Genomic DNA, 21,006 nt, shown 5'->3' on the forward strand with positions numbered 1-21,006 from the left:
CATAAAAAAGCCCGGCATCACACACCGGGCAAAGAAGTTACCTGCACACTCAGGCTGTTTTTAATTTCTGCGCACGATTTTCACGGCGGATCTTACGTTCTTCCAGCACCGCTACCATCGCCATCAGGACGATACAGCCGATGGCTGCCGCATCCAGCGCCGCGAAGGTGCCCGCCCAGCCGGTGAGGCCGAAAATTGGCGTGCCGTCGGCGATCATCCCCAGACCCAGCTTGGCGAAGCTGTCGCCGATCAGGTAGGCGAAGGTGCCCTTAATCCCATCGGCGGCGCCGATCGCTTTTTTCGGGACGAAGCCGACTGCCGCCACGCCGATCAGCAGCTGCGGGCCAAACACCAGGAAGCCGAGCGCGAACAGGGACGCCAGGTAAACGTACTGGTTGCTGGCATGCTGGTAGACGCCGAGCGTGGCGATAATCAACGCCAGCGCGACGCAGGCCACCAGCGCACGACGGCCGTTGGCGAGATCCGAGAGCCAGCCCCACAGCAGGGTGCCGACCAGGGCGCCCACTTCGAACAGAGTGAAGCCCTGAATCGCCACTTCTTTAGAGAGCTTCAGCTCCTGGAAGGCATATACGGTCGACCACTGGTCGATGCCAATACGCACCACGTAGAGGAAGATGTTTGAGAAGCACAGCAGCCAGATCACTTTGTTTTTCAGCACGTACTCAACAAAGATCTGCCATTTGGACATCTCGTTTTCTTCGGTCTCTTTGTCCTCTTCGCTGATCTCCTCGCCGAACAGCTCTTCGGCTTTGCCGAGGCCGTAAGATTCCGGGGAGTCGCTGCCGTAGCGCAGGCCGATAAAGCCGACAATCAGGGCGATAATCGACGGGAAGATAAACATGCCGATCACGTGGCCGTCGAACAGGTAGTTTGCGCCAAACAGCGCCACGCCTGCCGCACCCGCCCCGCCTAGGTTGTGGGAGATGTTCCACATGCCGAGGTACGAACCACGCTTGCGGCGCGGGGTCCATTTGGTGATGGTGGAATAGCTGCACGACCCGCCGGTACTCTGGAAGAAGCCGCTCAGGGCGTAGAAGGCGATCATCATGAACAGGCTGACGGAGCCCGCGCCCATGCTGGCGCTGAAGCCGAGCATACAGATGGCGGAGAGGATCAGCATAAACGGCAGGAACTGCTTGGTGTTTTTGCCGTCCGCGTAGTAGGAAACGACGGTTTTACCCACGCCGTAGGTGATGGAGAAGCCCAGGCCAATCATCCCCAGCTGCGTCATGCTCAGCCCGTAGGTTGAGATCATGTCGTTCTGCGCGATGTTAAAGTTTTTGCGGATCAGGTACATGGTCAGGTAGCCGATGAAGACCACCAGATAGGACTGCATGAACGGTTTGAACCACATCTTGCGCCGCACGTCGAGCGGCAGATCCAGGGTCGGCTTGCGCACCTGGTTGAGGAAGGCCAGCATGGTTTGCTCCTGAGCTGATTTTTACCTGCGAATGGCAGGCATTGTAAAAATCAGCCGGGAGAGATGCCTGAGACAGCGTCCAGGTAAAACCGGGAAAATTTCCTGGTTTTGCGCCACTCGGGGCGAAAAGGTGAGACGCATCACGCTTCGCTCACCTCGCGCGGCGCCTGCGCATGCAGGAAGGGCAGCAGCAGCAGCGCGGAAATCCCCGCCGCGATGGCGATCACCGCAAAGAATCCGCTCCAGTGCCAGACGTCGATCACCCGCGCCAGCGGCCAGCCGGAGAGCGATGCGCCGAGGTAGGCAAACAGCCCGACAAAACCCGTCGCCGCGCCTGCCGCCTCTTTGTGGGAACACTCTGCCGCCGCCATGCCGATCAGCATCTGCGGGCCAAACACGAAGAAGCCGGTGGTGAAGAAGCACGCCGCCTGCATCACGTAGCTGGCGAACGGCATCAGCCACAGCGAGCCGACGGAGAGCAAAATCCCGGCGGCGAAAATCAGGTTCATCGGTCCACGGTTGCCGTTGAACAGCTTGTCCGAGCCCCAGCCCGCCACCAGCGCGCCGATAAACCCGCCCAGTTCGAACATCGTCACCGCCGAGTTGGCGGTCACCAGATCCACGCCGAGCGTCTCGGACATGTACAGGTTGCCCCAGTCGTTGATGGCCGCGCGCACCACATAGACCAGCACGTAGCAGAGCGACAGCAGCCAGATGTACGGGTTTTTCAGCACGTATTTGGTGAGGATCTCCCTGCGGGTCAGCCCCGCGCCCTCCTGCTGCTGGGCAATCTCCATCTCGTCGTGCCGCCAGTCGCCCACCGCAGGCAGGCCGACGGTTTGCGGCCGGTCGCGCAGGCGCCAGCAGAGAAACAGCCCGGCAATTATCGCCAGGCCACCGGCAATCATCATCCCCGCGCGCCAGCCGTAGTGCAGCGCCGCCGCCCCCACCACCATCGGGATCAGCGCCCCGCCGACGTTATGCGCGGTGTTCCAGATTGCCCACCAGCCGCCGCGCTCGTTGCGCGAATACCAGGCGGTGAGCAGGCGGGCGCAGACCGGCGCGCCCCAGCCCTGGAAAAAGGCGTTCAGCGCCCACAGCAGGGCAAAGGCCCAAAGCGACGTCGAGAAGCCAAACAGGATATTCACCACCCCGGTGGCGATCAGCCCAACGCCCATGAAATAGCGCGCGTTGGAGCGGTCGCTGACGATGCCGGAGAAGAACTTCGACAGGCCGTAGGTGATGTAAAACAGCGTCGCCAGCAGGCCGATATCGGTGCGCGTCATCACGCCGCTGGCGAGGATTTCCGGCGCGGCGGCGTTGAAGCTTTTGCGGGTGAAGTAGAACAGCGCGTAGCCGAGCCAGATGGTCATCAGGATATGGCGACGCCAGTAGCGGTAGCGGGCGTCGATTTCCGCTTTATCGCCAATCGGCGCGGCGCTGGCAGGGGTTTTAAACATGGTAACTCCGTAGCGGCAGGCTGACGCTGACGCGCGTCCCGTGGGTGCAGGAGAGGTTCAGCGTGCCGCCCAGCGCCTTCACGCGCTCGCGCATGCCCGCCAGGCCAAAGCCCTGCTGGCCGGAACCCGGCGGCAGGCCGCAGCCGTCGTCTTCAATTATCAGCTTCAGGCTGTCGTCCTGCTGCCAGCCCTGGATGGTAACCGCGCTGGCGCTGGCGTGTTTGACGATATTGTTCAGCCCTTCCTGACAGACGCGGAACAGCGTCACGCGCTGGCCTTCGCTGAGCGTAGATTCGTTAATGCGCCAGTCGAGATGGCTGACTATTCCGCGGCTTTCCAGCTCCATCTCGCGCATCAGGGAACGCACCGCCTGCTCCAGCGTAAGGTCGTCAAGCTGGCGCGGGCGCAGCCGTCCTAACAGGCGACGAACGGAGTCATAGACGCCCAGCGAAAGCTGTTCGATATGCGCTCCGCCCTGCTTCACGCCCGCGTTTTCCGCCGCCAGGCGCTGGACAATGCCCGCCTGGGTGCGGATAGCGGTGATGGTCTGGCCGATATCGTCGTGCAGCTCGCGGGCGACCTCCTGCCGCACGCTCTCTTCGGTTTCCAGCAGACGCTCCGCCAGACGGCGGTTGCGCGCCAGCTCGGTTTGCAGGGACTGGTTCAGCTCGCGCAGGCGCTGAATGCCCGCGCCGAGCAGCAGCCCGGTCAGGCTTTGGGCCAGCAGGGAGAGCAGTAAATCCACAGGGTGATCGTGCCAGGTCTGGCTGGCGATCAGCGCGATGGCGTTCATCAGCGTGGCGATCAGCGCCCCCTGCCAGCCGTAGTGCCAGGCCAGGGCGATAATCGGCAGCGCCAGACAAAACGGCGTGAAGCGAGAAAGCTCGGCGGGCAGGCCAAGCTGGAGCCACAGGCTCACCACAAACAGCAGCAGATACCAGATGAGGTGCCGGGCGCGCCAGTTCACCGGCTGGGAAACCAGCGCCGGGCCGAGCGGCTGCCAGACGGTGCTTGTGAGGTAGTGCCAGATCACCAGACAGGTTGGCGCGAGCGTCAGGCCGCCGGTGAGGGTCAGCAGCAGGGCGTTGAGCATCTCCTTCTCGCCTACCCACGGAAGCGACTGCAGCAGCGCGGCGGCAATCAGCGCCGCCCCCTGACGCAGCAGCGTGCGCCAGTCGCGCTGGTGGCGGTAGCGGGAAATGAGGGCAACCGGGAGAAGCGTGAGCACGCTTCCGGTCATCAATAAGGGCAGGTGCGCGAGGGCAACCTCCTGCGCCAGCCAGACCAGCATCAGCCATTCAGCACCGAGCAAAACGGGCCAGTAGGCGCGCGGACACTGGAGCATTAACCCCAGACGCAGGCCGAAGGGAAACAGCAGCACCGCCAGCTCCGGGCGTTCCACCAGGTGCAGGCTGATGCTCCACAGGCAAAACCAGGCGGCGGAGAAGATAAAAAAGCTGGCGACGACGGCGATCAGCCGTGAAAAAGCGGAACTCATTGCCAGCTGTCAAACATGCGGCGCGCCAGCTCGACGTCGTTGCTGACGTTGAGTTTTTCCATCAGGTTGGCGCGGTGGACGTGCACGGTTTTCGGGGACAGTTCCAGCTCGGCGGCAATCTCTTTCACCGACATCCCCTGCGCGAGCTTCTCAGCCACCTGGCGCTCGCGCCGGGTGAGCGGATCCTGACGTCCGGCCGCCAGCTTGATGGCGATATCCGGCGTTAAATAGCAGCCGCCGGTGGAGACAGTGCGCACGGCGGCGATCAGTTCGTCGGGGCTACAGCGCTTGGAGAGAAAGCCGCGCGCGCCCGCGTTGAGGGCCTGCTCGACCAGCGCCGGGCTGTCGTGGACCGACAGCATGATCGTCGCCATCCCTTTCGGCAGCTGGCTTAGCAGCTCCAGCCCGGAGAGATCCGGCATCGAGATGTCGCAGATACAGACCTGCACCCCGCGCCCCGGCAGGCCCGCCAGCGCCTCGCGACCGGAGCCAAACTCGGCCACAACCTGAAAATCCGGTTCGAGGTTTAAAAGCTGGGCAAAGCCGGAGCGGACGATAAGGTGGTCGTCGATGAGAGCGATGGTGGTCATGTGTCTTCCTGCGGTCTGAAAGCGCCGGATGGCGCTGCGCTTATCCGGCCTGCAAGCGCGACGCCTGCAGGCCGACCAGGGCGCTTACCTTAAGCGATTTATTCGAAAAACACCGCAATTTTGTTAAACATGGTGGGATCGGACTGGTTGCGCGCCACTCTGGTGACGTCTTCCAGCTTGTCGATCTGCGCCATCATCTGCTCCAGACGCTGGTCATCGTTGACCAGCAGCCAGATGCGGCTGTGCTCGCTGCCCTGAATCGGCAGACAGAGAATGCCTTCCACGTTAAACGCCCGGCGGGCAAAGAGCCCGCAGACGTGGGTCATGACGCCAGGGTGGTTGCGGACGGTGAGTTCCAGAATGACGTTATCATGTTGTTTCTGCATGGCTTATTCTCCCACCATCTCAGTATTTGCCGCTCCCGGCGGCACCATCGGATACACTTTTTGTTCAGGGTCGATACGCACGTGGATCAGCGCCGGGCCGGGGCGAGAAATCGCGTCCTGCAGCGCCGCGTGGGCATCCTCTTCGGCGTTCAGATCGCAGGTGTGCAGGCCAAAGCCGGCGGCAATCTGCATGAAGTTAATCATCCCCGGGTAGGTCGCGGCAAACACGCCCTGCTTGTAGAACAGGCTCTGCTGCTGATGCACCAGCCCCAGCGCCTCGTTGTTCATCAGGATGATTTTCACGTCTAACTGATTTTCGGCCGCGGTCGCCATTTCCTGAATGTTCATCATCAGGCTACCGTCGCCGGAGAAGCAGATGACCTTGCGGTCCGGGTTGGCGAGCGCCGCACCCACGGCTGCGGGCAGGCCGAAGCCCATGGTTCCCAGACCGCCGGAGGTCAGCCACTGGCGCGGACGGTTCAGCGGGTAGGCCTGGGCGGTCCACATCTGATGCTGGCCCACGTCGGTGGTGATGATTGCGCTGTCGTCCACGCAGGCTGCCACGGCGTTGATCAGTCCGTAGTGGCTCAGCGGGTCGCCTTCGGTTGGGATGGCGCCCGGGAACTCGCGCTGCAGATCGGCCACCAGCTGGCGCCAGTCGGCGCGGTCGGCTGCGTCCGTCTGCGGGATCAGCTGCGCCAGAACCTCGGCCACGTCGCCCTGAATCGCCACGTGCGGCTGCTTGATTTTACCCAGCTCGGCGCGGTCAATATCCACGTGGATGATTTTGGCGTTCGGGCAGAACTGCTCGGTTTTGCCGATCGCCCGGTCATCAAAACGCGCGCCCATAACAATCAGCAAATCAGCCTCTTGCAGGATGTAGTTGGTGCTGCGCGCGCCGTGCATGCCCAGCATGCCGAGAGAGAGCGGGTGCGCTTTAGGCAGCATGCCCAGCGCCATCAGAGTCATGGTGGTCGGCAGGTTGGCTTTCTCTGCAAACTGGCGGATTTCATCCGCAGCGTTAATCGCTCCGCCGCCCAGATAGAGCACCGGGCGTTTGGCGGCGTTAATCATGTCGGCGGCATCGCGCACGCTCTCAGCGCTGAATTCCGGCGCGGGGGCACGCTCGCCCGGCTCCGGCAGGACGTCGATCTCGATCTCAGCGGTCTGGACATCCTTAGGAATGTCTATCCACACCGGGCCCGGGCGGCCAGACTGCGCAATGCGGAACGCATCGCTGATAACCTGAGGCAGCTCGCTGATGTCGCGAACTAAATAGTTATGTTTGGTGATGGGGATAGAGATGCCGTAGGTGTCCACTTCCTGGAACGCATCGGTGCCGATCATCGAGGACGGTACCTGGCCGGTAATGCAGATCAGCGGAATGGAGTCGAGACGCGCGTCGGCGATGGCGGTCACCAGGTTGGTTGCGCCCGGGCCGCTGCAGGCCATACAGACCGCCGGTTTGCCCTGCGTACGCGCCATGCCCTGAGCAATAAAGCCTGCCCCCTGCTCGTGGCGCGCCAGCACGTGGCGGATCTGCGTGCTTTGGCTTAACGCATCGTACAGCGGCAGCACCGTGCCGCCCGGGATACCCGCAACCGTGGTGATGCCCTGCCGTTCCAGCAGATGAACGATCAGCTGCGCGCCAGTAAAACGCGTCGTGGTGGATGTTGTGCCCGAACTTGCCATGCTCCAGTCCTTTTCTTCTGGGCCGACGTTCCGGGGAGGGTCCTAAACGAAAAACCCCGCCCGGTTTGCGCCGGCGGGGTTTTGGATTCGTGTGTTGATCCAGTCCCTACGGCGCATTGCCGACGACCACCACCACACGCACGACGACCACTGCGGCTGGTTGCGCAGTTTTTAGTAGGGTCGAAGTGAAGATGGATGAAGTCATTGGGGACCTGTGTTTGGAATCATTGATGGAATTTATACAAACACAGGTTTTCGGGTGTGACAATGGAAATATTTTCATCTGCGCAAAAATGCGTCAGGGATCACGTTTCAGTAAGTTGCTCGCTCATTCCAGGAGTCACTATAGATGACATTGCCGTCGCAATGCTTCCAGGTGATTTTCTCGTAGCGGATGAGAACCGTCTCAAGGTGTGTTCCGGTGTTTGCGCCTGGGTACAGGTCTGGTGTGATTGAGGTGATTTTCACATTCTCGAGGAGGATATTAAAATATTCCTGTTCTAAACCCGCCTCATTAATCTGGTACATCTTAATGGTGGCTGACTGGAGCGTTCTTCCTGTACTCAGCGCCCGAAATAAAATCGGGGTTACCCGATCAAATTCCTTCTGAAACATGACGGGCATGTGTATGCGCGTCCCCGTCAATTTTCCGGTATTCCCGTCGACTGGAATGTTAACATTATGAGTGAACGATTTGAGTTCAATTGCACCTTCACGCCCTGACACAAGGCAAGGTCCAACCATGGGAGAACCTTGTTCATCTGTTAGAAACAAATAAGCTGGGTTTGACATATAAAATCCTTTTTATAAAATTTAATCGTACTTATCAAAGCGGCCGAAAATTATCGGATGCACAATAATAAATACAACAATAGAAATGAATGTTAGTAATACCCAGTGGTCAGGCATCAACCACAGGAACAAAGAGGCGCACGCAAAAATATAAACGGGGAATAAAACATCCGAAAACAGAATTGATAGCAGACTCTTAAACATGCTCCTTGTCCTTTAAGTCGTCATAAATTGCATCGAAATCCTTATAGAATCCCATTTGCACCTTCTTAATGAGTTCAGACAGGAAAGGCTCAAAAAAGTAGTAAAGCATCTCCAGTTGTGCGGCATACAGGGTCGCGTAATACCTGGGGTCCAACGTTTTCAGGCGACGGGCAGCAAAAACGCACTTCTGTTCCGTTCCAATCAATTGAAGCGCCATGACAACGTTAGGTACGCGGCGTGCAAGCCGTTCGACGACGATTTCAGAGAGCAGGCCAGATTCGGAAAGGGATTTGGCCAGCCCCAATGCTATCGCTAAACGCGCGGCCTTGTTTGTTGGTATGTTTTTAACAAGCCCGGTGACTTTTGAATCCATCTTACGAACGCGATTTTGTTCATTTCCATTTTCAGAATCGGTAATAACACGTTCAAAATAAAGATAGAGCATGTGTTCTATTACATCGCGATAACGGTAAAGCGAGAGAATTGAGAGATACATCCTCTTTTCTTCTGAGAGAAGCTCATCACACACATCATGATAGCTAGGGATTAAGCATGATGAGTACCAGCTTACGCGTTCGATTCCTGAGTAAATATCAGAACCGATCCCCTTTAATGCTCTCCATGTCCCTGCAACGCCTTGCTGTCCATAAATAGCCAACTGCCTGTCACTCTGGAACTTCATCTTTAAATAATCAGATGCTTGCATAATGTATCCATACAATATTTGCGACTCTGGAAATATACATTGGAAAGCGCTGAGTTTCAAATAAGTGAAATTATTTCAACTAAACATTCACGTAAAAAATAAATTGACTCACTTTTATTTATTATTGTTATACGCGAAGTAATTAAATTACTTGAGAGGTATTAGTAAGTTATATTAGTTTACACATTAAGTGGTGTTATCTTACAAAATGAATCTAATACCTCTCCATTAAACAGAGCGGCTTAAGCGATCCGGCTAGCCCACATCGAAGCCAAACAGCAGAACCCTCGCTCATCCAGCAGTTTTTTATGAGGCACATCAGAAAACAAAAAACCCCGCCGGAGCGAGGTTTTTATCAGGGTTTTGCGGTTGGTCGCCGCAGAACACACTGTGTTACGTCAACGCAAAAAGTATACGCGATCGAAGACGAACGCGCAATTCCGGCACGGATTTTGACGCTTTTGAGTATGGATCGCCTTCCTGATTTTGTCCAAAAAATACTGTTCATGCATACAGTATTTATCTATACTGAGGGTGTTCGCAGTGAGCGAGGGGGCCGCAGTTTTACCGGCGCAACGAAGTCCTGGCTGAAACGGGTGGTGCCGTCAGTGCCTTAACCCCTGAAGTGAGCACACTGTGTTACGTCAATCCAGGTGCTGGCAACAGGCGGCGGAAAGGTACGCCAGCATCGTGCTCCTTTTAACCAAAAGGAGACGCGTATGAGCGTAGTGGATATGGTGATACTTATCCTCAAACTCATTGTTGCAGTACTGCAACTGCTTGATGCTGTCCTGAAATTCCTTCGGTAATTCAGGTTCAAGTCGCACCTGAGAGGGGCGGGCAACCGCCCCTCTTTAATAACGAGGGAATGCTATGTCGCGTCTGTTAATTGAGCCCGTCACACCGGATGAACCGGGGTATATCGCCCTGAAGGCTGAAAGTATCGCACTGAATTTCAACATGCTGCGCAGGCTGGAAGAGAACTGGCAGCGCGGCGAGAACCGCTTTAACGCGCCGGGAGAAAAGCTGCTGGGCGCGTTTCTCAACGGCAGGCTGGTCGGCGTGTGCGGCCTCAACCGCGATCCGTTCAGCCAGCAGCCGCGCGCCGGACGTATTCGCCATCTCTACGTCAGCGAGAAGTGCCGCGGGCTGGGCATTGGCAAACAGCTTTTAACCGTGGTGATGGCCGATGCCAGCATCTGGTTTGATTTCCTGAATACCCACGCGCCGGACAGTGCCTACGGGTTTTATAATCGGGCGGGTTTTACGCTGGTCTCGGACGAACCGCGGGTGACGCACCGCCTTTTTTGTGCCGTGTAACCGGCTGGCAGCATCAGGGTGTGAATGTTACAGTTAAGTGACAATTCATCACCCGATACGCCATGACCACCACCGTTTTCTGCATTTTGCTCTTCGCCGCGCTGCTGCATGCCAGCTGGAACGCCATCGTTAAGGCCGGAACGGACAAGCTCTATTCCGCGATAAGCGTCAGCGGATCCGCCACGCTTATCGCTCTGGTCTTACTGCCGTTTTCCCCACAGCCATCTGCTGCAAGCTGGCCGTTTTTGATCGTCTCCTGCGCCTTACAGGTGGTGTACACCGTGCTGGTAGCGAAGACCTATCAGGTCTCCGATATGAGCCAGACCTATCCCCTGATGCGCGGCACCGCCCCGCTGCTGGTGGCGCTGATCGGCGTGCTGGCGCTCGGCGATCGTCTCTCCTGGCTCGCCTGGTCCGGCATCGGGGTAATTTGCCTTTCGATTCTGGCGATGGCGATGCATGGCCGCATACGGTCACGCAAAGGGATCTGGCTGGCGCTGCTGAACGCCTGCTTCATTGCCGGGTATACGCTGGTCGACGGCACCGGCGTGCGGCTGTCGGACACCGCGCTGGGCTACACGCTGTGGACCTTCTTTATGAACGGCTTCTGCCTGCTGAGCTGGGCGATGGTGGCGCGCCGGCGCGAGGCGTCCGGCTACCTGCGCCTGCACTGGAAAAAGGGGTTGCTCGGCGGTATTGGCACCATGGGCTCTTACGGTCTGGCGCTTTGGGCCATGACGCAGGCACCGCTGGCGGTGGTCGCGGCGCTGCGTGAAACCTCGATTCTTTTCGGGGCGCTGATCGCGTTTGTCCTTTTAAAAGAGAAGGTTGCGGGCCTGCGCATCGCGGCGGCGCTGGGTATTGCCGGCGGCGCCATTCTGCTGCGCCTGGCGTAAATCACTGGCAACATTAGTTGCCGTTCTTGTTTACAAATCCTGCCTTTCCCGGTTTTTTCATTCACCACGACAATGCTTAAATTGTCATCTCTCTGTGGTAGATTCCTCGCGCATTTATGGGAATGCGCAGTCACTTATTCTTCATTTTTCTCTTTTGGCAAAAGTATTCAGCGACATGAAAAAACAAAGGAACGTTAACTTATTGTTGATGCTGGTGTTACTGGTGGCCGTCGGTCAGATGGCGCAAACCATCTACATTCCGGCGATTGCAGACATGGCAAAGGAATTGAACGTCCGCGAGGGCGCGGTGCAGAGCGTGATGGCAGCCTACCTGCTGACCTATGGCGTTTCGCAGCTCTTCTACGGCCCGCTGTCTGACCGAATCGGGCGTCGCCCGGTGATCCTGGTGGGCATGAGCATTTTCATGGTGGCGACGGTGATTGCCATTACCACGCACAGCCTGACCGTACTGATTGCCGCCAGCGCCCTGCAGGGCGTCGGAACCGGCGTCGGTGGGGTGATGGCGCGAACCTTACCGCGCGATATGTATCAGGGCACCCAGCTCCGTCATGCCAACAGCTTGTTGAATATGGGTATTCTGGTCAGCCCGCTTCTCGCCCCGCTGATTGGCGGCCTGCTGGACACGATGTGGTCCTGGCGCGCCTGCTACGCCTTCCTGCTGGTGCTGTGCGTCATTGTCACCTTCAGCATGGCGCGCTGGATGCCGGAAACGCGCCCGCAGGACGCCCCGCGCACGAAGCTTATCACCAGCTATAAAACGCTGTTCGGCAACGGGTCGTTTACCTGCTACCTGCTGATGCTGATCGGCGGCCTGGCGGGCATTGCGGTGTTTGAAGCCTGTTCCGGCGTGCTGCTGGGCGCGGGTCTGGGCCTGAGCAGCATGGTAGTGAGTATTCTGTTTATTCTGCCGATCCCGGCGGCGTTCTTCGGCGCGTGGTTTGCCGGACGCCCAAATAAACGCTTCTCCACCCTGATGTGGCAGTCGGTAATCAGCTGTCTGCTGGCGGGTCTGATGATGTGGATACCGGGGCTGTTTGGCGTGATGACGGTCTGGACGCTGCTCATCCCGGCAGCGCTGTTCTTCTTCGGCGCGGGGATGCTGTTCCCGCTGGCGACCAGCGGCGCGATGGAGCCGTTCCCGTTTCTCGCAGGCACGGCTGGCGCGCTGGTAGGCGGTTTGCAGAATATCGGCTCCGGCGCGCTGGCCTGGCTCTCGGCGATGATGCCGCAGACCGGGCAGGCTAGTTTGGGCCTGCTGATGACGCTGATGGGGCTGCTGATTTTACTGTGCTGGCTGCCGCTGGCGTCGCGTGTTCCGCATCACGAGCAGCCGGTTTAACCGCATGATGGCCCGGCTTTTCGCCGGGCTTTTCACAGACGGGCGCAATCATCGCCTGCAGTAACGGCTCCGGCGCGGGCCGCCAGGCCCCCTCTTCCCCGTCGTAAAACTGGAAATCCGCGTTCAGCGCATACGGGATTTTCGCCTTTTGCAACTCGCAGGCCATAAAGGTGGAGAACGCCATTTGCGAAGCGGTTGGCGTGAGATGGTTTGACTCTCCCACTCCCCAGCCCCCGACCCAGCTCACGTGCCCGGTTTTTTGCTGCCAGCGCAGCGCGGTAGTGATGCGATTATGGATAGCCGCTTTCTCCGTCGCCGTGCCGGACGTCCACGGGTATTTACCGCTATTTTTCAGCGGCCCCCACGGGAAAATATGCCACTCTGCCAGCAGGTAGTTTTGGCTGTGCGCGGGCAGCTTCAGGCTGGATAAATCCTCCGGCGCGGCGCGAAGGCGCGGCGCAATAAAGATCATGCGCTGCGGGTCCATGTCGTGGATCGCTTTAATGGTTTTTTCGTACACGCGGTTTAGCGACGCGAGGTTGTGGTTAAGCTTGTCGGCCGGCTCATAAATGAGATCAAAACCCAGCAGCGGATAGCTCTGACCGAAATAGTGCGCCACGGCAATCCACCAGTTGACCGTCTCTTTCTCGTTATCGGCTTTCGGGTCGTTTTTATACTCATCAGCCTGATAGGCGATAATCGGGATCACGCCATACTGTTCGCAGGCTTCTACCAGCTTGCGCAGGTGAATTAGCCGCGCTTCCGTCGGCTCATCGGCGACGCGAATGCGCACGTGGGTAATGCCTTTTGCACGAAAATCGCGTACCACCAGCGGGTCGAATTCGCGTATGCCGCGCTCGGTGCGCGCCCAGTCCACATCCATCCCGACGCCCAGCTGCTGCGCATAACGGGCAGCCGTCAGCGGCGGCTCAGCGGCAATCGCCCAGCCGGAAGAGATTAGTAATGCACAGGCAATAAAAGGCTTTAACACGGTTTACCCTGGATAAATCGAAAGCATTACCTGTATTTAGCACGCTTTTTCACATTTCGTGTAGAGCGAAAGCGTAATAATTCTTCAACCTGCCAGTTCTCTCAGCCAGCCGATAAAGGCGTCTATTTTCGGCCACTGTCGGCCAGAGAGCGTCGAGATATAGTAGTGCTGATGGCATTTCAGGGTCTTTTCACCAAACGGGGCGATAAGCTCGCCCCGTTCGAGCCGTTTCTGCACCAGCCGCTTTCTGCCCATCGCGACGCCGACGTGGTTGATGGCCGCAATAATCGCTAAATCGGAACGATCGAAACCAATACCCGACGATGGCGGCATATTCACCGCAAAATGTTGCGCCCAGCTCAGCCACTCATCCGTACCGGAATCGTTGCTCCAGGCCTGACGGTCGTGCAGCAGCGTGCAGTGGCTGAGGTTATCGGGGTTTTTCAGCAGCTCATGCTCGCGGGCATACTTCGGCGAGCAGACGGGCAAAATCTCCTCGTCCATCAGGAAGTGATGAGAGAGGTGGTTTGGCGGCGTATCGTCGAAATAGAGCGCCAGATCGACGCCCGTTCGCTGCATATTGACGTAATCATTGCCGGTCAGGATGGTGAGTGAAATCGACGGATAGCGGCGGGTAAAGTCCCCCAGCATGGGCACCAGCCAGCACTGAGCGATCGACGGCCGGGAGTAGACCGTCAGCGTGCCGGACAGCGCCTGGTTTTTGATGTCCAGGATCTCCTGATTCAGGGTGTCGAGGGACGACTTAAGCGTCCAGTAAACACGCTTTCCCTCCTGCGTCAGCTCAACTTTACGGTGCGAGCGGACGAACAGCTGAATGCCCAGCTCCTCTTCCAGCAGGTTGATGCGGTGGCTCACCGCGCTTGGGCTGAGCGACAGCTCCTCCGCCGCCAGGGCGAAAGACTCATGCCGGGCGGCCACTTCAAAGGTGTACATTTTCGACAGCTGCCAGCCGTTTAACAGGCGGTTTCTGGCTTCATTCGCATCGGTCATCACAATTCTCACGCGGGTTTTCTGCGCTCAGCATACCGCTCAAGGGTGAATTTATGTGAACCTAATACGAATTAAGTGCACTTTTTAGACCGCAGTCACTCAGTTGATCCAATCTGGCTCATCTGAACGCCAATTTATATCGTTTGTCAGCCCACGCCGTTTTTTCGTCCAATACCCACAGATGACATAAGGGTGAGGTGAGATATGGGATCTCAGGTCTGGGTTGTGGCAACGCTGCTGGTCAGCATTGTGTTGATTGTTTTAACCATCGTTAAGCTGAAGTTTCACCCGTTCCTCGCGCTGCTGCTGGCGAGCTTTTTCGTCGGCGCGATGATGGGGATGAGCCCGCTGGATATGGTGAATGCCATTGAGAGCGGAATTGGCGGTACGCTGGGCTTCCTGGCGGCGGTGATTGGTCTGGGCACCATTCTCGGCAAGATGATGGAAGTCTCCGGCGCGGCAGAGCGCATCGGGATCGCGTTGCAGCGCTGCCGCTGGCTGTCGGCGGACGTGATTATGGTGCTGGTGGGCCTTATCTGCGGGATCACGCTGTTCGTGGAAGTGGGTGTGGTACTGCTGATCCCGCTGGCGTTTTCCATCGCCAAAAAGACCAACACGTCGCTGCTCAAGCTGGCCATTCCGCTCTGTACCGCGCTGATGGCGGTGCACTGCGTGGTGCCGCCGCATCCGGCCGCGCTGTTTGTGACCAATAAATTAGGCGCGGACGTCGGAACGGTCATTGTCTACGGTTTGATGGTGGGCCTGATGGCCTCGCTGGTCGGCGGCCCGCTGTTCCTGAAACTGCTCGGCAACCGTCTGCCGTTTAAACCGGTTCCGGCGGAATTTTCAGACCTGAAGGTGCGGGAAGAGCACACCCTGCCGTCGCTGGGCGCCACGCTGTTCACGGTGCTGCTGCCGATTGCCCTGATGCTGGTGAAAACCATTGCCGAGCTGAATATGGCAAAAGAAGGCACGCTGTATACGCTGCTGGAGTTTATCGGTAACCCGATCACCGCGATGTTTATCGCCGTGTTTGTCGCCTACTACCTGCTGGGGATACGCCAGCATATGGGCATGGGCACGATGCTGACGCATACCGAGCACGGCTTCGGCTCTATCGCCAACATTTTGCTGATTATCGGCGCGGGCGGCGCGTTTAACGCCATCCTGAAAACCAGCGGGCTGGCGGATTCGCTGGCGCATATTCTCTCGAACCTGCACATGCACCCTATCCTGCTCGCCTGGCTGGTGGCGCTGGTGCTGCATGCCGCCGTAGGCTCCGCGACGGTGGCGATGATGGGCGCCACGGCGATCGTCGCGCCGATGCTGCCGCTCTATCCAAACGTGAGCCCGGAAATCATCACCATTGCCATCGGTTCCGGCGCCATTGGCTGCACGATCGTGACCGATTCCCTCTTCTGGCTGGTGAAGCAATACTGCGGCGCGACCCTGAATGAGACCTTCAAATACTATACGACGGCGACGTTTATCGCCTCGGTGCTTGCACTTGGCGGCACATTCCTGCTTTCCTTCATTATCTGAGCGCGAAGAGACGTATTATGGAAAACGCAACAATCACTACTTTAACCGCACAGTTTCCTCTGGTTGAGGATCTGATCGCCCTGAAAGAAACTACCTGGCTTAACCCGCGCACCACGACGCTTGCAGAAGGGTTGCCCTATGTCGGGCTGACCAAAGCCGACGTGGACGACGCGCACGCGCGCCTCAACCGCTTCGCGCCGTATCTGGCGAAAGCCTTCCCGGAAACGGCGGCAACGGGCGGGATTATCGAATCCGAACTGGTCGCGATCCCGGCGATGCAAAAGCGGCTGGAGAGAGAATCTGGTAAGCCTATTCCCGGCACGCTGCTGCTGAAAAAAGACAGCCATCTGCCGATTTCCGGCTCGATTAAAGCGCGCGGCGGCATCTATGAGGTGCTGACCCATGCGGAAAAACTGGCGCTGGAAGCCGGGTTGCTGAGCGTTGAAGACGACTACAGCATTCTGCTGGAGCCACGCTTTAAGGACTTCTTCAGCCAGTACAGCATTGCGGTAGGCTCAACCGGCAACCTCGGGATGTCCATCGGCATTATGAGCGCACGCATCGGCTTTAAGGTGACGGTGCATATGTCCGCCGACGCCCGCGAGTGGAAGAAAGCCAAACTGCGCAGCCACGGCGTCATCGTCGTGGAATATGAGCAGGATTACGGCGTGGCGGTGGAGCAGGGACGAAAAGCGGCGGAAAGCGATCCGAACTGTTTCTTCATTGACGATGAAAACTCCCGCACCCTTTTCCTGGGCTACGCCGTTGCAGGTGAGCGCCTTAAGGCGCAGTTTGCCGAACAGGGCCGCGTGGTGGATGCGGACCATCCTCTGTACGTTTACCTGCCGTGCGGCGTTGGCGGCGGCCCCGGCGGCGTAGCATTTGGCCTGAAGCTGGCCTTTGGCGATAACGTCCACTGCTTCTTCGCGGAGCCAACGCACTCCCCGTGCATGCTGCTGGGCGTCTACACCGGCCTGCACGATGAGATCGCGGTGCAGGACCTGGGCATTGATAACGTCACGGCGGCGGACGGGCTGGCGGTAGGACGCGCCTCCGGCTTCGTGGGCCGCGCGATGGAGCGCCTGCTCGACGGGTTCTACACCCTTTCCGACCAGAGCATGTACGACATGCTCGGCTGGCTGGCGCAGGAGGAAGGGATCCGCCTGGAGCCGTCGGCGCTGGCGGGGATGGCCGGGCCGGTGCGCGTTCATTCGCATACCAACGTTACCCACCTGGTGTGGGCGACCGGCGGCGGGATGGTGCCGGAAGACGAGATGGCGAAGTATTTAGCAAAAGGCCGTTAATCGTAGGCCCGGTAAGGCGTAGCCGCCACCGGGCTTACAGGCTCAAAATTTGCTGAATATGGGTTACTGCAAACAGCAGCGACAGGGAGAGAACAGCGAGCGCGATCAGGAACTTATCCCGAACCGCTTTCGGCTGTACAAAATCGTTCTGCGCCACGTCCATCAGGTTACGGCTGCGGGTATAGCGCCATAAAATGATGGCCACCAGCGCCAGCACAACAATAGAAATCCAGAATGGCACCCCCGTGCGGTGCCAGTTGTGCTTAATCGCCAGGGCAATCAGCGCGCCATACCCCAGCAGCGTGCGAAGCCAGGCCAGCGACGTCCGCTCCGGCTGCAGGCCGGGGTCCGCCTCGCGCCGCGCTTTGCGGCTATCCGCCATAGAACACCAGCACCATCACCACGCCCGCCACCGTCAGCAGAATCGTGCTGATAATCAGCAGCCCGCGCGTATAGGGCAGATCCTGCTTCAGACGCATCGCCTTCTCATTGCGCAGCCAGCGCAGGTAGCCGTAAATCGCCAGCACGCCCGCAAACAGGCACAGCAGCAGCGCCAGCACTTCGCGAATCAGCGGCGTGGCGAAATCCGGCGCGAGCTGATCGAGACCCACCCCTGCGGCAAGAAAGCCCAGCGCGGTGCGGATCCACGCTAAAAAAGTGCGTTCATTGGCCAGAGAGAAGCGGTAGTCCGGCGCTTCGCCGAGGCGGGAAATTTTCATGAAGGTTCCTTGTCGTGCTCCAGGCAGGCTTCAGCATAGCGTAAATCGACAAGGACAAGGAGACCGGCATCGGGCGATGCCGGTCAGGACGATTAGTGCAGCTCTGGCCAGTAGTCCTTATTGGCCTCGATCAGGTCATCCAGAATCGCTTTCGCGACGGACGCGCTCGGCACGGTTTTCGACAGGGTGATCGCCTGCCAGAGTTTCTGGTACGAGCGCTGCTCCCAGGCATCCACCACCAGTTTTTCCACCGCCACCTGCTGGCTCATCAGCCCTTTCTGGAAGTGTGGAATATCGCCCACCGTAAGCGGCTCTGGGCCGTTATGGCCTACCAGGCACGGGATCTCCACCATCGCGTCGGCATCAAAGTTATGGATGGCCCCGTTGTTTGGCACAATCAGCAGCATCCTCTCCTGAGTGTTGAAGGCAATCGCCGTCGCCAGATCGACGATGTACGACGCATGTTCGTCGATTTCCAGCTCACCGGCGGCAGAGTGACCGGCTTCAATAATCGCCCGGCAGGCGCTGAATACATGCTTCTCACGGTGATCCATGACCTCATTGGCGCGGGTGCGTTCCGGGTTGGAGTGCGCGACCACGTAGTCCGGGAACAGGTAATACTTCAGGTAGGTGTTCGGCATGGTATCCGGATCAAGCGCCTGTACGTCTCTGGCTTTGGCAAAGGTATCGTTCCAGCTCGCTTCGGTATGCGCATCTTCCGAAGGCGGAACATAGCCGTTTTTCGCCACGTATTCGCGCAGTTTCGGCATCAGATCGTTGCCGTTGAGATCTTCAATCGACGTCCACCAGCCGAAGTGGTTCAGGCCGTAGTAGCGCACGCGCATCTCTTTGCGGTTTTTCAGGCCGACAATCTGCGCCATGCGCCCTTCAATGCCGATCGGCATATCGCAGATGTTGAGGATTTTGGCGTTCGGACGCAGGCGGCGCGTGGCTTCCGCGACAATCGCCGCCGGGTTGGAATAGTTCAGCATCCACGCGTTCGGGGAGTACTGCTGCATATAATCCACCAGCTCCAGCACGCCGCCGATAGAGCGCATGCCGTAGGAGATGCCGCCCGGTCCGCAGGTCTCCTGGCCCAGCACGCCGTGGCGCAGCGGGATTTTTTCATCTTTTTCACGCATCGGGTATTTGCCCACGCGGATATGCGCCATCACGAAATCCACGTCGGTAAACGCCGCTTTAGGATCGGTGGTGTAGCTGAATTCAATCTCCGGCGCCTGCTCCCTGAGGATGATTTTGCACGCTTCGGCGATGGTCTCCTGACGTGCGCCGTCGTTGTCATAGAACTTCAGCGCGCGCAGCGGGAAACGGTCACGGTTGGCTAACAGCATCAGGACGATACCAGGCGTAAAGGTGCTGCCGCCGCCTGCAATAACAACTGAGAATTTTTTCATGATATAGCCTCTGTCAGGGTGGTTTGTTCATTCGTTAAAGGGGTTTTCATCAGCGATTCCAGCTGGTCGCGCACCTGAGGAACGTGCAGGCCGACAATCACCTGAATGCCGTTGCCGCGTCGCACCACGCCGTGGGCGCCGAGGGCTTTGAAGACGTCATCGCTTTGGGTTTTCGCCATATCCACCAGCGCAATGCGCAAGCGGGTGGCGCAGTTGTTGATGCTTTCGATGTTGGCCGCGCCGCCGAGCGCCTGCAGGAACCCGGCGGCCTGCCCTACCTGCTGGCTGGCCGCCGCCGGGGCGGTGGTTTGCCCGCGCGCCGCCTTATAGTCGGCCTTGCTGTAGAGTTTGATTTCGCTCTCTTCCCGGCCCGGCGTTTTCAGGTTCAGACGTTCGATCAGCGTTTTGAAGACCACGAAGTAAATCCCGGTGAAGCAGACGCCAATGCCGATCTGGGTGAATACCGTCGAGGCGTGGTTGTGGAACATTGGGATCCAGTTTTGCGGCAGGAACTGGTCCAGCAGGCCGCCGCCCATGTTCCCGACCACGCCAAAGGCGTACATCACCGTTGCCATAGTCGCCGCCAGCACGGCGTGCACGGCAAACAGCAGCGGCGAGATAAACAGGAAGGTGAACTCAAGCGGTTCAGTGATGCCCACCAGCACGGCGGTGAGCGTGGCCGGGACCAGCAGCCCCGCCACCTTGACGCGGTTTTCCGGCGACGCGGTATACCAGATCGCCAGCGCAATCCCGACCGAGCCAAACACTTTTGAGTTGCCGTGCAGCGCGAATCCGCCTTCCGGGAAGAGGGTTTTCAGCGGCAGGGTGCTCTGGCTGAATTCCTGCAGGTGCTGCGCCCAGTAGACCTGAATGCCGCCTTCTACCGCCGCCGGGCCGAAGATGAACGGACCGTAGACGAAGTGGTGCAATCCGGTTGGGATCAGAATGCGTTCCAGGAAGGTATACACCCACACGCCCAGCGCACCGGCGGAGCGCAGAAACGCCTGCAGGGACTCAATGCCCATCTGCACTTTCGGCCAGCCCAGCAGCGTCAGCCAGGCGCAGGGGATCATGACGAAGAACGCGAGGATAACGACAAACGAGCTGCCCTGGAAAATCCCCAGAAACACCGGCAGCGGCTTGTCGAAATAGCGGTTGTGGATGGCGGTGACGATGCCTGAGATCACAATGGCACCGATGATGCTGGTATCGAGCGTTTTGATGCCGGCAATCATCGCCAGCCCGCTTCCGGCCGTCGGTTCGGCGGAGAAATCGACGCCAAAGAAGTGGCCCCAGGTCATCCCCATCGCGTTAATGAAGTAGTTCCAGGTCAGGAAGCTAATCAGCACCGCCAGACAGGCGCGGCCCTGCGCCTGCTTCGCCAGGCCAATCGGTAAGCCGACGGCAAAAATCAGCGGCATATTGCGAAACACCGCCCAGCCGCCCTCTTCAATGATGTGAACAATCTGCGCGAAAAGATGATCGGGGGCCGTTAAGGCTTCGCCGACAAACAGCGGGTTGCGAAGCATGATGGCGATTCCCACCACGATCCCGGCGAACGGAAACAGCAACACCGGGGTAAACATGGCACCGCCAAAACGTTGTATTTGACTGAGCATTTTTAAATCCTCATGAAACAACCTGTAGGGGTAGAGGCCTTTATGGTTTTTTGCTGGCCT

General features: G+C 58.5%; 22 protein-coding genes. 7 read left to right on the forward strand and 15 right to left on the reverse strand.

Annotated features, from left to right (window positions below):
* Positions 1–49: 49 nt before the first annotated feature.
* From uhpT to M2422_RS14345, 9 genes are all read right to left on the reverse strand, one after another.
* Positions 50–1,441, reverse strand: coding sequence for a hexose-6-phosphate:phosphate antiporter (gene uhpT, locus M2422_RS14305; protein ID WP_023333957.1), 1,392 nt, complete (start codon positions 1,439–1,441; stop codon positions 50–52).
* A 140-nt stretch (positions 1,442–1,581) separates the two neighbouring features.
* A complete protein-coding gene (locus M2422_RS14310) occupies positions 1,582–2,901 on the reverse strand; it encodes an MFS transporter (RefSeq protein WP_033144332.1) in 1,320 nt (439 codons plus the stop codon).
* On the reverse strand, positions 2,894–4,399 hold the full coding sequence (gene uhpB, locus M2422_RS14315) for a signal transduction histidine-protein kinase/phosphatase UhpB (RefSeq protein ID WP_064673036.1): 1,506 nt from the start codon (positions 4,397–4,399) through the stop codon (positions 2,894–2,896). Before uhpB ends, M2422_RS14310 begins: the two co-directional genes overlap by 8 nt.
* Positions 4,396–4,989 (reverse strand): transcriptional regulator UhpA, encoded by a 594-nt coding sequence (uhpA, locus tag M2422_RS14320; protein ID WP_032626676.1) that lies wholly within the window; start codon positions 4,987–4,989, stop codon positions 4,396–4,398. Before uhpA ends, uhpB begins: the two co-directional genes overlap by 4 nt.
* A 98-nt stretch (positions 4,990–5,087) precedes the next feature.
* Entirely contained in the window at positions 5,088–5,375 is a 288-nt protein-coding gene (gene ilvN, locus M2422_RS14325) for an acetolactate synthase small subunit (RefSeq protein WP_033144334.1), read from the reverse strand.
* Between the two features lie 3 nt (positions 5,376–5,378).
* A complete protein-coding gene (gene ilvB / locus M2422_RS14330) occupies positions 5,379–7,067 on the reverse strand; it encodes an acetolactate synthase large subunit (RefSeq protein ID WP_064673035.1) in 1,689 nt (562 codons plus the stop codon).
* A gap of 106 nt (positions 7,068–7,173) precedes the next feature.
* A complete protein-coding gene (gene ivbL / locus M2422_RS14335; RefSeq protein WP_057979964.1) occupies positions 7,174–7,272 on the reverse strand; it encodes an ilvB operon leader peptide IvbL in 99 nt (32 codons plus the stop codon).
* 107 nt (positions 7,273–7,379) lie between these two features.
* Positions 7,380–7,859 carry a type VI secretion system tube protein TssD gene (locus M2422_RS14340; RefSeq protein ID WP_064673034.1) on the reverse strand — a complete coding sequence of 160 codons (480 nt, stop codon included), beginning with the start codon at positions 7,857–7,859 and terminating at the stop codon, positions 7,380–7,382.
* Between the two features lie 196 nt (positions 7,860–8,055).
* A complete protein-coding gene (locus M2422_RS14345; RefSeq protein WP_064673033.1) occupies positions 8,056–8,769 on the reverse strand; it encodes a hypothetical protein in 714 nt (237 codons plus the stop codon).
* A gap of 308 nt (positions 8,770–9,077) precedes the next feature.
* Between M2422_RS14345 and M2422_RS14350 the strand changes: the two genes are divergently transcribed.
* The 5 genes from M2422_RS14350 (at position 9,078) to emrD (ending at position 12,345) form a co-directional block, all read left to right on the forward strand.
* On the forward strand, positions 9,078–9,386 hold the full coding sequence (locus tag M2422_RS14350) for a hypothetical protein (protein WP_166670494.1): 309 nt from the start codon (positions 9,078–9,080) through the stop codon (positions 9,384–9,386).
* Positions 9,387–9,488: 102 nt separating this feature from the next.
* Positions 9,489–9,578: a type I toxin-antitoxin system toxin TisB gene (gene tisB, locus M2422_RS14355; RefSeq protein WP_023309830.1), complete on the forward strand. Its 90-nt coding sequence runs from the start codon at positions 9,489–9,491 to the stop codon at positions 9,576–9,578.
* A 64-nt stretch (positions 9,579–9,642) separates the two neighbouring features.
* Positions 9,643–10,089, forward strand: a complete 447-nt coding sequence (locus tag M2422_RS14360) for a GNAT family N-acetyltransferase (RefSeq protein WP_064673032.1) — start codon at positions 9,643–9,645, stop codon at positions 10,087–10,089.
* A 62-nt stretch (positions 10,090–10,151) separates the two neighbouring features.
* Positions 10,152–10,985: an EamA family transporter gene (locus M2422_RS14365; protein WP_064673031.1), complete on the forward strand. Its 834-nt coding sequence runs from the start codon at positions 10,152–10,154 to the stop codon at positions 10,983–10,985.
* Positions 10,986–11,160: 175 nt separating this feature from the next.
* The gene (emrD, locus tag M2422_RS14370; protein WP_033146466.1) at positions 11,161–12,345 is read left to right on the forward strand and encodes a multidrug efflux MFS transporter EmrD; all 1,185 of its coding nucleotides are present in this window, start codon (positions 11,161–11,163) and stop codon (positions 12,343–12,345) included.
* On the opposite strand, the gene M2422_RS14375 is transcribed toward emrD, so the two are convergent.
* Positions 12,248–13,336, reverse strand: a complete 1,089-nt coding sequence (locus tag M2422_RS14375) for a cellulase family glycosylhydrolase (RefSeq protein WP_064673030.1) — start codon at positions 13,334–13,336, stop codon at positions 12,248–12,250. The genes emrD and M2422_RS14375 overlap by 98 nt on opposite strands.
* Before the next feature lie 84 nt (positions 13,337–13,420).
* Positions 13,421–14,347, reverse strand: a complete 927-nt coding sequence (dsdC, locus tag M2422_RS14380; protein WP_033144342.1) for a DNA-binding transcriptional regulator DsdC — start codon at positions 14,345–14,347, stop codon at positions 13,421–13,423.
* 204 nt (positions 14,348–14,551) lie between these two features.
* Here dsdC and dsdX point away from each other — a divergent pair, with 204 nt between their 5' ends.
* Both dsdX and dsdA read left to right on the forward strand, forming a co-directional pair.
* Positions 14,552–15,889 (forward strand): D-serine transporter DsdX, encoded by a 1,338-nt coding sequence (gene dsdX, locus M2422_RS14385; protein WP_023309824.1) that lies wholly within the window; start codon positions 14,552–14,554, stop codon positions 15,887–15,889.
* A gap of 17 nt (positions 15,890–15,906) precedes the next feature.
* Positions 15,907–17,193, forward strand: coding sequence for a D-serine ammonia-lyase (gene dsdA, locus M2422_RS14390; protein WP_064673029.1), 1,287 nt, complete (start codon positions 15,907–15,909; stop codon positions 17,191–17,193).
* Positions 17,194–17,227: 34 nt separating this feature from the next.
* On the opposite strand, the gene M2422_RS14395 is transcribed toward dsdA, so the two are convergent.
* The 4 genes from M2422_RS14395 to M2422_RS14410 all read right to left on the reverse strand — a co-directional run bounded on the left by M2422_RS14395 (position 17,228) and on the right by M2422_RS14410 (position 20,946).
* The gene (locus M2422_RS14395) at positions 17,228–17,575 is read right to left on the reverse strand and encodes a DUF202 domain-containing protein (protein WP_047059222.1); all 348 of its coding nucleotides are present in this window, start codon (positions 17,573–17,575) and stop codon (positions 17,228–17,230) included.
* Positions 17,565–17,912, reverse strand: coding sequence for a YidH family protein (locus M2422_RS14400; RefSeq protein WP_023309821.1), 348 nt, complete (start codon positions 17,910–17,912; stop codon positions 17,565–17,567). Before M2422_RS14400 ends, M2422_RS14395 begins: the two co-directional genes overlap by 11 nt.
* A 92-nt stretch (positions 17,913–18,004) precedes the next feature.
* On the reverse strand, positions 18,005–19,327 hold the full coding sequence (locus M2422_RS14405) for a 6-phospho-alpha-glucosidase (protein WP_063440097.1): 1,323 nt from the start codon (positions 19,325–19,327) through the stop codon (positions 18,005–18,007).
* Positions 19,324–20,946, reverse strand: coding sequence for an alpha-glucoside-specific PTS transporter subunit IIBC (locus tag M2422_RS14410; RefSeq protein WP_033144347.1), 1,623 nt, complete (start codon positions 20,944–20,946; stop codon positions 19,324–19,326). Before M2422_RS14410 ends, M2422_RS14405 begins: the two co-directional genes overlap by 4 nt.
* Positions 20,947–21,006: the final 60 nt, after the last annotated feature.

This window comes from Enterobacter sp. SLBN-59, assembly GCF_024807915.1.
GTDB lineage: Bacteria > Pseudomonadota > Gammaproteobacteria > Enterobacterales > Enterobacteriaceae > Enterobacter > Enterobacter asburiae_B.